The sequence below is a fragment of the Kitasatospora sp. NPDC041917 genome, from assembly GCF_055589745.1.
Map to the genome: position 1 here is coordinate 25,963 of NZ_JBVJBI010000038.1, position 13,767 is coordinate 39,729.

The following is a 13,767-nucleotide window of genomic DNA, read 5'->3' on the forward strand; positions in this document are numbered from 1 at the left end:
GTCGATCACCTCGGGGAGCTACTTCAGTCCGTACAAGTGGAAAAGCTTTTCGCGGATCCGGCCCTTGAGTTGTTCGAGAGTGGTGATCTCGCTTCCTTTCTCGGTCTTGATGTCAAGGGACTTGATCCACATCTGGATCACCAGGATTTCACGGTTGGCCAGCCCCTGGATGTTCTTTCCGTTGAAGGCCTTCTCGCTCGTGTCCGCACCCGATTCACGCTCCTTCGCGCGCTGCCGGTCGAGCGTCCTGGCCTGCTCCATGGCACCTCCCCCCTCCATCGGGAGGTACTTCAGCGCCTCGGCGACGGGCATCGCCTCGCCCCGGTGGACCCGGAGGCCGGGGAGGCTGGTCTTCGGGTCGGCGGTCGGGGCGACCCCGGAGACCCGGCTGCCCTCGGCGGCCATCTGCAGCAGCATCCCCGAGTGGATGATCGACCGATCGTTCCGGTGGACCTCCTTGCCCATGATCAGGCTGCCGAGGAACGCGGCGTCGCGCCCCACCTGCCCGTCGACCCGGCCGCCGGCGGCCATCGTCCGGACCCCCTCGACCACCTCGCGGTTGTGGTCGGGGTCGTTGAGGATCCGTTCGGCGATGCCCTCCTTGAACGTGCCGGCACGGTTCTTGCGGCCCCGGTAGCGCAGATGCTCCTCGGCCTGGCCGTTCTCGTGCTGCCGCTTGATCACGGCCCGCTGGAGGCGCTGGGCGCTCTCGACCGCCCGGAGGCTCTCCTGCTCCTCCTTGTCGGCACCGGCCGCGATCCGCTTCTGCTGGGCGTTCCGCATCTTGTTGGTCTCGCGCAGCACGGTGTGCGTGACGGCGGCCGGGGTCCGGTCGGGCCCGTCCTCGAACTCGAACACGTCGTGTGCGCTCTCGTTCGCGTGGTCGAAGCCCGCCATGCTCGGGCCCTGATGGTTCATGAACCGGGCCATCGAGGCGAAGCCGACTCCCTGGGGGACTCCGAACCGCCGTTGGTCCGCCGCGGAATCGTCGTCCTTCCGGTGGATCCGGTTCGCACCGCTGACGGTCCGGGAGTGGTTCAGGATCTCGGCGGACAGCTCGTCGAGCATCGCCAGCAGGTCCCGCTCGTCCAGGGTGAGCGCGTCGGTGAGCTTCACCTGCGGATTGAGGGTGGCCGTGACGGCGAAGTTCCTGTCGCCCTCGATGCCCAGGCTCGACAGCCGGTACCACATGCGCATCGCGGCGAGCAGCGCCCGCAGCACCGGGCCCCGGACGCCTCGGTGGAGCAGGCGCTGGATCCGTGGCCGGATGCGGGCGGCGATCAGGTCAAGGCGGTTCTGCTTCGCCTCCGGCGAGTTCTCGTGGGCGCGGCGCTGGGCGCGTTGCTGCTGGCGCTTCCGGTGCCAGGCACGCAGGCGGTCGCGCTGCTTGCGGTAGGCGTCGCGGAGCCTGTGCGCGCCGTTGGTGAGGGCGCGGCCCAACGTGCTGTCGAGGAGCTTGCGGCCGAGGGTGCGCGCGGCCGTCCGCACCCGGTTGAGGGCGGCCTTGACGGTCTGGCGGGAGGCGTTGAGGGCGCGTCCGACGGGGGAGGTGGGGTGGCGGCGGGAGGCGGGCTTCGGGCGGGTGACCTCGCGGCGGGGGAGTCCGGAGGTGGTCGACGGGTGGCGCTCCGCGTGGCGGACGGTCTGCCGGGCGGGGCCCGTTCGCGCGGGGCGGGTGCGGCCGGGGGAGGGCCGCTTGCGCAGGGACCGGGTGGCCCGGCGCAGGCCCGTCCGGGCCTTGTTGACGGCCCGGCCGGCCGCCTTGCGGGCGCCCCGGCCGGCCCTCGCCAGGCCCTTGAGGATCTTCTGCGCGATCCCCTTGAGCTTGGTCCCGACCGCCTTGCCGGCTCCCTTGAGCTTGCTGAGCAGGAAGTTGGAGATGAAGTCCAGCAGCGCGACCACGCCCGCCGCGACCGCGTCGGCGAACAGGCAGGCGGCCGAACCGGACTTGACCGCTTTGAGAAAGGTGACGAACTTCCCGATCGCGGCGACGATCTTGCTGATGGTGTTCCACGCCGCCACCAGCCCCTGGATGATCGCCATGATCGCGCCCGCCGCCGGCACGATCAGTGACACCAGCTTCTCGATCACGATCGAGACGATCATCCCGGGCAGCGAGGCGACGATGGCCTGCCAGGCCATCCGCCCGATCTGGGCCATCGAGATGCAGCCCTTGACCAGCACGTTGACGATGGTGGAGGTCAGGCCGACCACCGACTCGACCTTCTCGTTGAACCACTGCTTGACCGCGCTCTTGATCGCACCCCACAGGTAGTGCTGGATGCCGTCGATCGCGGCGCTGCCGAGCTTCTTCAGCCAGCCGCCCGGGTCGGAGGCGATGTCGCCGATCAGGACCGCGAACTCGCCGAAGACCGCGATCGCCTTCTGCACGAAGTCGATGGCGTCCATGACGGTCTTGCGGACCGCCTCGATCGCGGCCTTGAGTCCCGCCTCCAGCGCGTTGAGCAGCGCGTTCAGCCCGGCCGCCAGCAGGTCGAGCAGCTTGTTGACGGCGTTCTTGAGCCTGTCCGCCCACTCGTTGACCTTGGCGACGGCCTTGTCGCGCCACTCCTCGATCTTCTTGCGGAACCTGTCCCGCAGTTCGGGGAAGGCCGCCAGCAGCACGTCGCAGATCTTGATCAGCGCGTCCGCGAGCTTGTTGATCAGGTCGACGGCGAACTTCCGCGCCTGGTCGATCGCCCAGTTCGCGAACTTCCGGAAGCCGTCGATGATGTCGTTGATCAGGCCGCGGAAGAAGTCGAAGACCTTGGTGACCGCCTCGACCAGCGCGTCGAAGGCCGCCTTGACCTTGGACTTGACCCAGCCCCACCAGCCCTCGGACTCCTCCTTCTTGCGGTCCTTCTCCTTCTGGGCCTTCTCCTCGGCCTCCTTCCGCTTGTCCTGGATCTTCTGGTTGTCCTGCTGCTGACGGTCCTGGACGTCCTTGTCGGCCTCGGTGCGCTTCCTGCCGATCTGTTCGGTCTTGTCCTGGTGCTCCGCGGCGGAGTCCTGGTCCGCGGTGGAGACCTTCCGGTCCTGCTCGGTGCGCCACTGCTCGCGCTCGGCCCGGACCCTCTCCGCGGCCTCGCCCCGCTCGCCGGCCTGGGCCTCGGCGTTGTCGGCCACCGCCTGGTCGGTCTCGGCCTGGTTCTGCCGCCGTGCCTCGGCCTCGCCCTGCTTCTGCTCGGCCCGGGCGGAGCCCAGTTGACCCTGCCCCTGGCCGACCGCGGCCTGGATCTGCGGGCCGCGTTCCTGCTGGGTGACGATGCCGATGCCCGGCTTGGTGTCGGTCGCGCCGCGCGCACCGGCGCCGCCGCGCCTGTGGCCGCCCCCGGGGACGGAGGCGGTGAGGGTCTCCTTCGGCACGTCCGGGTAGATCCGGTCCTCGCCCATCGGCTTGGCGGCGTCCTCCCGGCCGACGCCGAGGATCCTGGTCGAGCTCTCCTTGAGCTTCGTGGTCTGCCGGTCGGTGCGCGCCGGGTCGCTCTCCCCGGTCAGCTCGACCTTGGGCGCCGGGCCGACGGTGGTGTTCAGCGCCGGGTCGGACGAGGGCACGCCGTCGACCGCGACCTGGGCCTGCTGGACCTCCTGCGGCGAGACCTGGTTGCCCGGGTCGTCGGCGACGTGCGGCGGGGCGACCCGGTCGCCGGGGTTGCGGCCCTCGGCCTTCTTCTCCTCGGCCCGCTGCTGCTCGCCGTCCGCGCCCGGCGGGCCGACCCGCTCCAGCCGCTCCGTCACCGCCTCGGCGGGCGGCGCGGCCTCGGGCGTGCCGGACTGGGTCTGCGGGGCTCCGGACGGGCGCTGGACGGTCGGCGGGGCGGCCTGCAGCCGGGCCTGCTGCTCGCCGACCGTACGGTCCACCGAACCGTCCACGCCGTCCAGGGTGGTGGCCATCCGATCGGGCGGCAGGCTCGCGGCGGTGGCGAGCGCGCTCTGCGGGTCCTGGCCGGAGACGTCGGGCGGGGCGGGCTTCTGCTCCTGCTGGGCCGGGGCGCCCGCCGCGCCGCCCCCCGCTGCGCAGCCACCGGCTCCGGCACCGTCCGGTTCCGCCTCGGTGGTGGGCTGCTGCGGGCCCGCGCAGGCGCCGCCGCCGGACTCCAGGGAGGCGTCCGGGGCGGGCTGGCCGGCGAGTCCGGCGGGCGCCTCGGCCTGCTCGGCCGCCGGACCGGGGGCGGTCTCGGCGGCGGTCCCGGGGGAGTCCGCGCCGGGTGCCGCTTCGGGCCCGCCGGTGTCCGGACCGGCGCCGTCACCGCCCGGGCCGTCCCCGCCGACCGGCCCTGCCGCGGTGGGCGCGGCCGTGCGCTCCGCGCCGCCCGGCTCGGGCGAGCCGGCCGGTTCGGGGGCCGGTTCGGCCTCGCGCGCCTCCTCGGCGGGGGTGTCGGGCCGGCGCGGTTCCACCGGGGCGGGCTCGGCGGCGGCCGGCGCCGGGGCGGCCGGGTTCGCGGTGGGTTCGGGGCCGATCTCCTGCTCGACCGGCTGTTCCGGCTGGAGGTCGCGGGCGCTGCGGTCCTCGGCCTCGGGGGCGGGGGCCGGTTCGGGGGCGGCCGGCGGTGCCGCCCCGGGCTGCGCCTGTTCCGGGGGTGCCGCCGCAGGCTCCGCGTCCTCCTCCGGCCGGCCGTCCCGCTCGGCCTGCACCTGGTCGGCCTTGGTCGCGGGCGGCTCCGGGAACTCCGGGGCCTCGGCGTTCCCGGCCGGAGTGCCGTCCGGTGACAGGCTGATCCGATCGGCTGTCGGGACGGCCGACACGTCGAGGTCGGACGAGGGAAGGAAGTCCCCGGGCGAGATCTCCGGCCCGGCGTCGGCTGACGCCGGCTGCCGGTCCTGCTCCTTGCCCGGTCCGTCCTGGACCTCGGACTCCGCGTCGGGCTCCATGCCCAACGGCCGTTCCTGGTCCGGTGTTTCGGATTTCTCGCGGTCTCCCCCCAGCAGCCCGTGCCGGGCCGGCGGACCGTCCTCGGCCCGGGCGACCGTGTCCACACGCTCGGGCTTGACCGGCGCGGGCTGCGGCAGCGGACGGGCGGCGGGGTCCTGCGGCTTCGTGCCGGCCGAGGGCTGGGCGGCGGGGTCCGGCTGCCCGGCTTCGGGAGAGCCCGGTACGACGGTGGCCACGGGCTGGGCGGCGGCCTCCTCGACCGGTGCGGGCGACTGCTCCGAGTCCGCGTCCGGGGCCGCCTCGACGGTTGACGGCTTCGCCTGCCCAGGAGGCTGGGCCTGATCGGCCCGCGGCTGCGCGGCCTCGGCCTCCGTGGGTGGCGCCTGCTGTTCGCCCCGCTCCTCCGGGCGTTCCGCGTCACCGTGACCCTTGCGGCGCCTGCGCCGCCCCTTCGGGTCGTCCGGCTGCCGTGCCTCCTCGTCGAGTTGCCGCTGCCGGTCCCGCTCGCCGCGGTCCCTCCGGTCGGTCCGCTCGCGGTCGTCGGTGGTCCGGTCAGCGGCATCGGTGACCGGTTCGGGCGTCTGCGCGCCGTCCGGGTCGGCCGGGCGGTGCTCGGCGGCCTCGACCAGCTCCAGCACCCGGGTGTAGTCCGAGGAGGGCAGCCGGATCTCCAGGCGCTCCAGCACGGAGGCCTGCAACTCGGGGGCGAAGCGCGCGAGTTGCCAGCGGACCCGGCCGGCGGAGTCGGTCGGGTCGCCACGCAGTGAGCGCAGGATGCCGGCCGCCAGCCGGTCGACCAGGGTGGCCGGGTCGAGCCGCTCGGCGCGGAACCGGTCGGCGTCGACGGTCGCGTAGCGCAGCCACCCCGGCGTGGCACCCGGCGTCGCCGCCGTCGGCCGGTCGTCGCGCGCGCCCTGCTCCGCCTCCCGCTCGATCGCGTCCTGCGGCAGGCTGACCGCGCCCAGGTCGCGGCCGACCCGTAGCGCGCCGAGCGGGTTCGGGACCTGGACGGTGTGCAGCAGCTCGTGGGTGAGCAGCCGCCGGCCGTCCTCGGCGGCGGGCCGGTACTTGCCCTCGCCGAAGAAGAGGTCCGGGCCGACGGCGACGGCGTCCGCGCCGATCAGCTCGGTCAGCGCGGCGGAGTCCCGGTCGGTGTGCACCCGGACCCGGCTGAGGTCGTGCCCGAGCCGCGCCTCCAGCTCCCGGCGCACGCCCGGGTCGAGCGGCTGGCCGGCGCCGGAGACGATCTCCTTGGGCTCGGGTGTACGGGCCTTCGGCGCCCGGGTCCTGCGCCGGGCCGAGCCCTGCTCGGTGTCCGGTGCGGAGTCCTTGGTCGCGAGGGCGGGTCGAGTCATGTCCGCCCCCGTCCCGGCGGCCGGCCACCGCCGGACAGCCCGGCGTGCACGGCGCGGGCGAGCGCCTCGCCGAGCCGCTGCGGTGAGGCGCCGGCCGGGAGCGGCGGCAGCCCGGAGAGCAGGTCCAGCGTGCGGTCGCCGCCGACCGCGAGCGGCACGCCGCGCGCCTCGACCAGGCGGGTCAGTTCGCTCCGGAACGCCGCCGTCAGCCGGTCGTGGTCGACGGGTGCGAAGCCGTCGAGGACCAGCTCGCCGATCTCGACCTCGATCCGCCCGGCGCCCCCGTGCCCGGGCTCGGCCCGTTCGGCGCCACCGGGCTCGGCCCCGCTCCGCCCGGCGCCGTCCCTCCCCGTCGCAGCCCCGTCGGTCAGATCCATCCGCCGACCTCCGAGGGTGTCAGCGAGCGCTCCAGCTTCAGGTACTCGGTGCGCGCGGCGGCCAGCAGGTGCCGCATCTGCATCGGGCAGTCCTCGTCGGCGGCCAGGAAGGCGGCGGACAGCGCGATGTTGCGGATGGAGCCGCCGGCCACGGTGAGCTGGGCGAGCCGCTCCGGGGCGAGGCCCTGGCTGGGGGTCTCCTTGGGGATGACCCGGCGCCAGATCTCGGCGCGCTCCGGCACCCCGGGGAACGGGAAGTCGACCACGAACCTGATCCGCCGCATGAACGCCGGGTCCAGCGCCTTCTTCATGTTGGTGGTGAGCACGGCCAGGCCCCGGTAGGCCTCCATCCGCATCAGCAGGTAGCTGACCTCCAGGTTGGCGTAGCGGTCGTGGCTGTCCTTGATCTCGCTGCGCTTGCCGAACAGCGCGTCGGCCTCGTCGAACAGCAGCAGTGCGCCGCCGCGTTCGGCCGCGTCGAAGACCCGTCGGAGGTTCTTCTCGGTCTCGCCGATGTACTTGCTGACGACCTGGGAGAGGTCGACGACGAACAGGTCCACGCCGAGCTGCCCGGCGACGACCTCGGCCGCCAGCGTCTTCCCGGTGCCCGACCCGCCGGCGAACAGCGCGGTGACGCCGAGGCCGCGGCGCAGCACCGACTCGAAGCCCCACTCCTGGTAGACCGTGCCGCGCCGGCGGACGTGGGCGACGATCTCGCGCAGGATCGAGCGCTGGCGCTCCTCCAGCACCAGGTCCTCCCAGCCGGCCCGCGGCTCGACCCGCCGGCCCAGCTCCTCCAGGGACATCCGGGCCTCCGTCAGACCGGCGTGCCAGGCCAGCGGGCTGATGTCCCGGCCGTCCTCGGCCGCCCGCCGCGCCGTCGCCGCGGCCGCGCGGATCACATGGCCGGGCAGTGAGAACTGCGCGGCCAGCGCGCGGAGTTCGCCCTCGGTGACCCCCGGCGCACCGTCCAGTTCCGCGGCCCAGATCGCCAGCTGCTCCTCGGGGCCGAGCGCGGGTACGGTCAGCCTGGCCCGGTCCGAGGCCCCCTCCGCCGGGAGCTCGTCGCCGGAGACGACCAGCGGCACCGCCAGGCTCGTGAGGAAGGCCTCCGTGCCGTTCGGGGACCGCGGGTGCTCCCGGCCAGGCTCGCCGCCCTCCACCAGCAGCGCGGCCGGGATCAGGATCGCCTCCCGCTGCCACAGCCGGGCGAGCTGCTCGCGCTCGGTGGGCTCGGTGGGCAGGTCCTCGCGGTGCGCGGCGTAGAGGCCGAGCCCGGCGCGGTGGGCCGCCGCCGCCGCGATCTCCCAGCGGGTACGGCGGTCGGCGCCGGTCAGTTCGGTGTGCGGCGGGCCGGTCAGCCCGGCCGCGGTCCACCCCAGGGCCAGCTCGGCCGCGCACCGCTCGTGGGGCTCGGGCAGCTCGCCGGGCGGCCCGACCCGGGTGAGCAGGCCGTGCAGCCGCACGTCCAGGTACGGCACGCCGACCAGGAAGTGCAGCACCCGCTCGTCGATCCGCAGCCGGGAGGCGGTGAGTGCGGTCTCGTCGTCCAGCTCGACCAGCCGGAAGCGGCGCAGCGGGCCGACCGGGGTGAGGGCGCTCCAGTGCGGCTGCTCCAGGGCGGCGAGGGCGAGCGAGAAGGTCGGGTGAGCGCGCCCGGGGTCGCCGCCGGCCGCGGCGCACCGGGCGGCGGCGGTGGGGTCGATCACGGGAGCGGCGGCCAGCACGAGGACGTCGCGCTCGAACGGGGTGAGCCCGAAGGAGGCGCTGAGCGCGTCCAGGGCGGTGGTGGGCTGCCGCCGTCCGCCCCGGCGGCCGGCGGGCTTGTCGGACGACGTGGGGTCACCCGCGTCGCGGCCGGCCGCGTGCGCGTCGACGCGGTCGAGCACGGCGGCGACCGCGGCCGACAGCGCCTGCCGGTGCGGCTCGTCCGCCGGGCCGTCGCGGCCCTGCCTTCGACGCGTGCTCATCCGGATCCCCCGTCCTGCGGTCAGTGCGTCAGGTCCACGACGGGACCGTTGAACGTTCCGTCGCTCGACACCGTCAACTCGCTGGGCACCCCGTCCACCTGGACCCGGGCCAGGTACGCGGTCGGGCGCACGCCGACGACCGGCACCCGGACCTCGTACGGGTCGGTGCGCGGCTGCGGCGGCGCGGGCGCGCGGAACTGGTGGCTCGCCCCGCGCCGCCCGGCGGGCGGGTGCAACTCGTCCAGCAGCAGCAGGACCTGCTGGTCGTCCCGGAGCGGCAGGTCCAGCCGGACGTCCAGCCGGGCCGAGACCCCGGAGGGTCCGTCGCCGCGGTCCGCCGTGCCGATCGGCCCGACGATCCGCGGCTGCCGGGCGAAGGTCTGCGCGTTGGACTCCAGCGCGAGGTGGTCGGCGGCGGGCCTGCCGTCCAGCGCCAGTCCGTGCAGGACCTGCACCTGGTACACGCCGGGCGGCAGGTCCTCCGGGACGGCGACCACCAGCCGGTCGTCCCGGACGCCGCCCGGGTCGACCGGCACCCGCCGCTCGCCCAGCCGGGCCACGACCAGGTCGGCGCGCAGGCCGGTGCCCTCCAGCACCAGTTCCCGGTCCTTGGTCACCGGCCCTTCCCCGGGAGCACCGGGGGACCCGGCGGGCCGGGACAGCACTCGCTCCACGACCGGCCCACGGGACGGCACGGCCCGCACGGTACGGCGCAGCACCGGCTTGCCGGCCACCGGATCGACCCTGCCCTCCACGAGGACGGCGGCGGCCTGGTAGGTCACGGACAGCGCGTACGGCGTCTGGAGCAGCGTGCTCCACAGCTTGGACAGCTCCTCGACGTCCATCGTCGTGGGCGTGAAGCGCACCCGCTGCGGCGAGGCGGCCAGGTCCGTCCCCACCAGGTACGGCTGGGCGGCTGCCTCCTCGATCAACTGCCGGGACAGCACCGGCTGTTCGGTCAGTGCCCGGACCACGCAGCCGAGCAGCCGCTGGCCGACCAGCTGGGACTCCTCGCCGTAACAGCTGATCAGGTAGTGCAGGTCCAGGGCGGAGGCCGGCCGGGCCAGCACCGTGCCGTCCGTCGCGCGGGTGGGCGCGTCGCGGTTGCGCAGCGAGGCGTTGGCCGTGACCTGATAGAGGAAGACGGTGATGGTCGGGTCGGTGGGCGGCTCGGTCGGCGGCTTGCGGGCGCCGACCTCGACCGCGAACGGGATGTCGGGCGAGAGCGCTCGGGTGATGAGCAGCCGCAGCGCCTCGCTCACGGTGGCGATCGCGAGGTGGTTGCTCACGGGTTCGTCCCCTCGGTCATGTGCCCCACCCGCCCGCTCATGAGGTCTCCCGGTCGAGGTACTTGTCCAGGTCGAGGGCCGGGCCCGGGCGGGCGGCCGCCGGCTTGGGCGGTCCGGCCGGGGTGCGCTGGGCGGCCTTGACCTCGACCCGCCCGATCTGGACCCGCACCACCCGCTCGACCGGCCGCTGCCGGCGTCGGGCCCCGGTCCCGTGCGCCCGGCCCGGAGCAGCTGCCCCGGCGGCCCGCCGTACGGACGCCGGTGCGGCGGCCGGCCGGGCCGGTACGGGCGGTGCCGCGGTCGGCGGCTCGGCGGCGGCCGCCAGGTGCCGTGCGGTGACGGGCGTCGGTACGGCTGCCGGGCGGGCGGCCTCCCTCCGCACCGCCGGCTCGACGGCCGGTGCGGCACCGGGGGTGACCGGCGGCGCGATCAGCAGCGGCGTGCGCGGCAGCGGAAGGACGGGTGCGACAGCCGGCCTGTCCTCACCGACCACCGCCCGCAGCGCCCTTTCGACCGGCGCCGCGGGCGGCGTCGCCGGCGGCCGGGGGAGTGGCACGGGAACGGGTCGTCCGCCCGAGCGGCCCGGCCCGAACGACTCCTCGTCCACGACCGGCGGCGCCGGAGCGAGCGCGTCGAGCCGTTCGAACGGCCCCGGCAGGCGCGGGCGCACCCGTACCCCGGTCCGGTCCCTGCCCGGGCCGCCCTTCGCCACCAGGCGGTCGAAGTGGTCAGGCATCTGCACACAGCTCCAGGTAGTAGCGGCGCCGCAGTGGGCTGAGCGCCAGGATCTCCGCCTCGCTCCAGCCGTAGGCGGTGGCCAGGAGGTGGACATGGAGCAGGGTCGCCCGGGCCCAGTCGTCCAGCTCCTCCCAGAGGTAGGAGGCGATGTCCAGCTCGGCGAGGGCCTGCTCGCCGCACTCGGGGCAGCCGAGGTGCAGCCGGACGTCGGCGCAGGGGTCGGCTGCGGCGGCGGCCTCGGCCACGCGCCGCTGGACCGGTTCGGGGAGCTGCCGGGCGGCGACCGGCTCCCCGCCGTGCTCGGCGATCAGCACGCACCGCTCCAGCACCACGGCCCTGGCCTGGTCCGCGGGGGTCTGTTCGGCGGCGGCCAGATCGCCGGGGGTGGGCAGCCGGAAGCCGACCTGCCAGCCGTCCAGTTCCACCCGCAGCGGGCCGTCCGCCGGCCGCGCGGCACCGACCACCTCCCCGGAGTCGAAGGCGAACTCCATCTCCTCCGAGCAACTCGGGCAGCTGACCCGCACATTGAGCCGTTCGCCGAACAACTCGGCGCGCAGGCCGTACAGTTCGGCGTCCCGATGGCCGAGTGGAACGGCCAGCAGCTCCTCCGTCCCGGCGCCCGGACGGGCGACGGCGTGCAGCAGCAGGGCCCGCCCGGTGCGGCCGGCCGCCAGCCCGGCCTCCCAGGCGGCCAACAGGGCGGCCTCGCCGGCGAGTTCCATCGGTCGGCCGCTCAGGCCGGCTGCTGGAACGAGGGCTCTTCCGGTTCGGGCGTCTCCTCGTCCCGCTCCCAGCCCTCCACTTCCAGCTTGAGGCTCTGGATCGCCACCGCGTTGGCGTTGGCGTCCAGTTCGCCGAGTACCTGGTACTCACTCGGCCAGGCGCGGTACAGCTTGTGGGCGACCGCCACCTGACCGGCCTCGTTGAGCACCTGGATCACCAGGTCCTTGCGGAAGTCCCGCAACGAGACCTCCGCCCCGCGGCCCGCGCCGACCATCCAGACCTTGTTGGCCCAGCGGTCGAACTCCGGGTCGTGAGTGACCCCGCGCTCCAGGGTGACCGCCTCGAAGTCGGTGCGCCCCGGCGACTTGCGCGGCGCGCTCGGATCGCCCCCGCTGCGGTGCTTCACCACCTCGGTGGTGCGCTTGAGCGGGCTGATCTTGCTGATTCCGGCGACGACCCGACCGTCCCAGACGACCAGGAACTTGAAATTCTTGTACGGATCGAACCGGTGCGGATTGACGGTGAACTCGACCATGGAGATCCTAAACCTCGAACTGTCCGGCGAGCTGCTCGATCTTGACGATCACGAATTCCGCGGGCTTGAGTGGCGCGAATCCGACCACGACGTTCACCACACCGCGATTGATGTCGTCCTGGGTGGTGGTGTCCTTGTCGCACTTGACGAAATAGGCCGAGCGCGCCGACGTGCCCTGGAACGCGCCCTGCTGGAACAGCGAGTGCAGGAACGCGCCCACGTTCAGCCGGATCTGCGCCCACAGCCGCTCGTCGTTGGGCTCGAACACGACCCATTTGGTGCCGCGGTAGAGGCTCTCCTCCAGCATCAGCGCCAGGCGCCGCACCGGGACGTACTTCCACTGCGAGCTGAGGACGTCGGCGCCCGCCATGGTCCGCGCGCCCCAGGCCACCGGGCCCACCACCGGGAACGTCCGAAGGCAGTTCACCGCGAGCGGGTTCAGCAGGCCGTTCTCCCGGTCCGTCAGCGGGACGGTCAGCGCGCGCACCCCGGGCAGTCCGGCCTCGGTGCCCGCGGGTGCCTTCCACACGCCCCGCTGGCCGTCGGTGCGCGCCATCACGCCGGCGATGGTGCCCGACGGCGGGAAGCTGCGCAGCCGGCCGGTGAGCGGGTCGACCAGCTCCAGGTGCGGGAAGTACAGCGCGGCGTGGTCGCTGCGCACCGAGTCGAAGGCGGACAGGCCCGCCCGGGCGGCGTCCAGCGTCGTCCACGCCTGCGGCGAGTCGACGATCAGGAACATCCGCTGCTCCACGCAGAGTGCCTGGGCGGCCGAGACGACCGTGACGGCGTCGTCCAGGCTGGCGTAGCCGGCCAGTTCCGGCAGCACCAGCAGGTTGACGTCCGGCACGTCGCGCAGGGCCTGGATGCCGGTCTTGCCGGCCTCGCTGCCGATCAGGTCGGTCATGCCGGGGGCTGCGCCGTCCTGGCCGCCGGCGAGGGCGAGGACCGGCGGGTTGACCGAGCCCTCCAGCCCGAGGTTGTTGGCGGCCTCACCGAGGAAGCGCACCACGTCGGCCGGGTCGGTGGAGCCGGCGACGACCTGGAGCTGCCGCCCGAACACGCTCACCCGGGTGCCCGCGAAGGCCCGCTTGCCCGGGGAGTCGGGCAGGGCCCGCAGCTTGCGCTCCAGCAGCAGGGCGAGTTCGGGGACGGTGGTCGGCGCGGTGCCGTCTGCGGCCGGGTCGTAGATCTTGACGGTCCGCGAGACGTCGGCGATCTTCACCTGGATCTCGTGGGTGAGGTCCGGCAGCGTGGCCGCGAAGGGCTTGGAGACGGTGCCCACCGGGTCCGGTCGGCTCTCCGCCAGGACCTTCGCCCGGACGACGCCCGAGCCGCTGTTCACCACCGTCTCGGCGAACCGGGGGCTGGCGGCCCGGACCGACAGGTCCGCGAAGGACTCCCGGACGGCGCCGGAGGTGTCGAAGACCTGGAGGTTGAAGGTCTCGGCCGGGGTCGGCGTCCGGTAGTCCACGGCGACCCGCAGCCCCCCGCCCCAGAGTCCCGGCTCGACGGCCGTGACCTCCAGGGCCGGGGTGGCGGTGGAGGACTGCGTCGAGTTGAGCGTGACGCCCGCGGCGGCGCCGGTGCCGGCCGCCGCGACCCGGACCACGACCCCGACCGAGCCCCCGTTGAGGAAGAACTGCTGGACGGCGTAGCTGACCGGGCTCTGACCCGCGAGTCCGCCGAAACGGCGTTCGAAGTCCGCGAAGCTGGTGATGGTGACCGGCTGGTCGAGCGGGCCGCGCCGGGTGGCCCCGACGAAGGCGGTCACCGAGGTGCTCACCGCGGTGATGGTACGGACGCCGCTGGGAAGCTCTTCGATGTAGACGCCCGGGTAGGTCGGTGTCGTCGGCAATTCCCCCTCCGTTCACTTCGTGCATCAAGAGGCCGTTGAATGGGATCCGGAT

The 13,767-nt window shown here is 74.3% G+C and carries 8 protein-coding genes; all 8 read right to left on the reverse strand.

Annotated elements, in window-relative coordinates; all coding sequences use genetic code 11:
• Positions 1 to 18 precede the first annotated feature (18 nt).
• The 8 genes from ACZ6EM_RS32065 to ACZ6EM_RS32100 are packed head-to-tail and all read right to left on the reverse strand — an operon-like array spanning position 19 to position 13,715.
• Positions 19 to 6,228 (reverse strand): eCIS core domain-containing protein, encoded by a 6,210-nt coding sequence (locus tag ACZ6EM_RS32065; RefSeq protein WP_465773874.1) that lies wholly within the window; start codon positions 6,226 to 6,228, stop codon positions 19 to 21.
• The gene (locus ACZ6EM_RS32070; protein ID WP_465773875.1) at positions 6,225 to 6,605 is read right to left on the reverse strand and encodes a hypothetical protein; all 381 of its coding nucleotides are present in this window, start codon (positions 6,603 to 6,605) and stop codon (positions 6,225 to 6,227) included. The genes ACZ6EM_RS32065 and ACZ6EM_RS32070 overlap by 4 nt, the downstream gene beginning before the upstream one ends.
• Positions 6,596 to 8,575, reverse strand: a complete 1,980-nt coding sequence (locus tag ACZ6EM_RS32075; RefSeq protein WP_465773876.1) for an ATP-binding protein — start codon at positions 8,573 to 8,575, stop codon at positions 6,596 to 6,598. The genes ACZ6EM_RS32070 and ACZ6EM_RS32075 overlap by 10 nt, the downstream gene beginning before the upstream one ends.
• A gap of 20 nt (positions 8,576 to 8,595) precedes the next feature.
• The gene (locus ACZ6EM_RS32080; RefSeq protein WP_401046445.1) at positions 8,596 to 9,864 is read right to left on the reverse strand and encodes a Pvc16 family protein; all 1,269 of its coding nucleotides are present in this window, start codon (positions 9,862 to 9,864) and stop codon (positions 8,596 to 8,598) included.
• 37 nt (positions 9,865 to 9,901) lie between these two features.
• Positions 9,902 to 10,600 (reverse strand): hypothetical protein, encoded by a 699-nt coding sequence (locus ACZ6EM_RS32085; protein ID WP_465773877.1) that lies wholly within the window; start codon positions 10,598 to 10,600, stop codon positions 9,902 to 9,904.
• Entirely contained in the window at positions 10,593 to 11,324 is a 732-nt protein-coding gene (locus ACZ6EM_RS32090; RefSeq protein ID WP_465773878.1) for a T4 family baseplate hub assembly chaperone, read from the reverse strand. Before ACZ6EM_RS32090 ends, ACZ6EM_RS32085 begins: the two co-directional genes overlap by 8 nt.
• Before the next feature lie 11 nt (positions 11,325 to 11,335).
• Positions 11,336 to 11,860 carry a phage tail protein gene (locus ACZ6EM_RS32095; protein ID WP_049649365.1) on the reverse strand — a complete coding sequence of 175 codons (525 nt, stop codon included), beginning with the start codon at positions 11,858 to 11,860 and terminating at the stop codon, positions 11,336 to 11,338.
• Between the two features lie 7 nt (positions 11,861 to 11,867).
• On the reverse strand, positions 11,868 to 13,715 hold the full coding sequence (locus tag ACZ6EM_RS32100; RefSeq protein WP_465773879.1) for a phage tail sheath C-terminal domain-containing protein: 1,848 nt from the start codon (positions 13,713 to 13,715) through the stop codon (positions 11,868 to 11,870).
• Between the last annotated feature and the right edge of the window lie 52 nt (positions 13,716 to 13,767).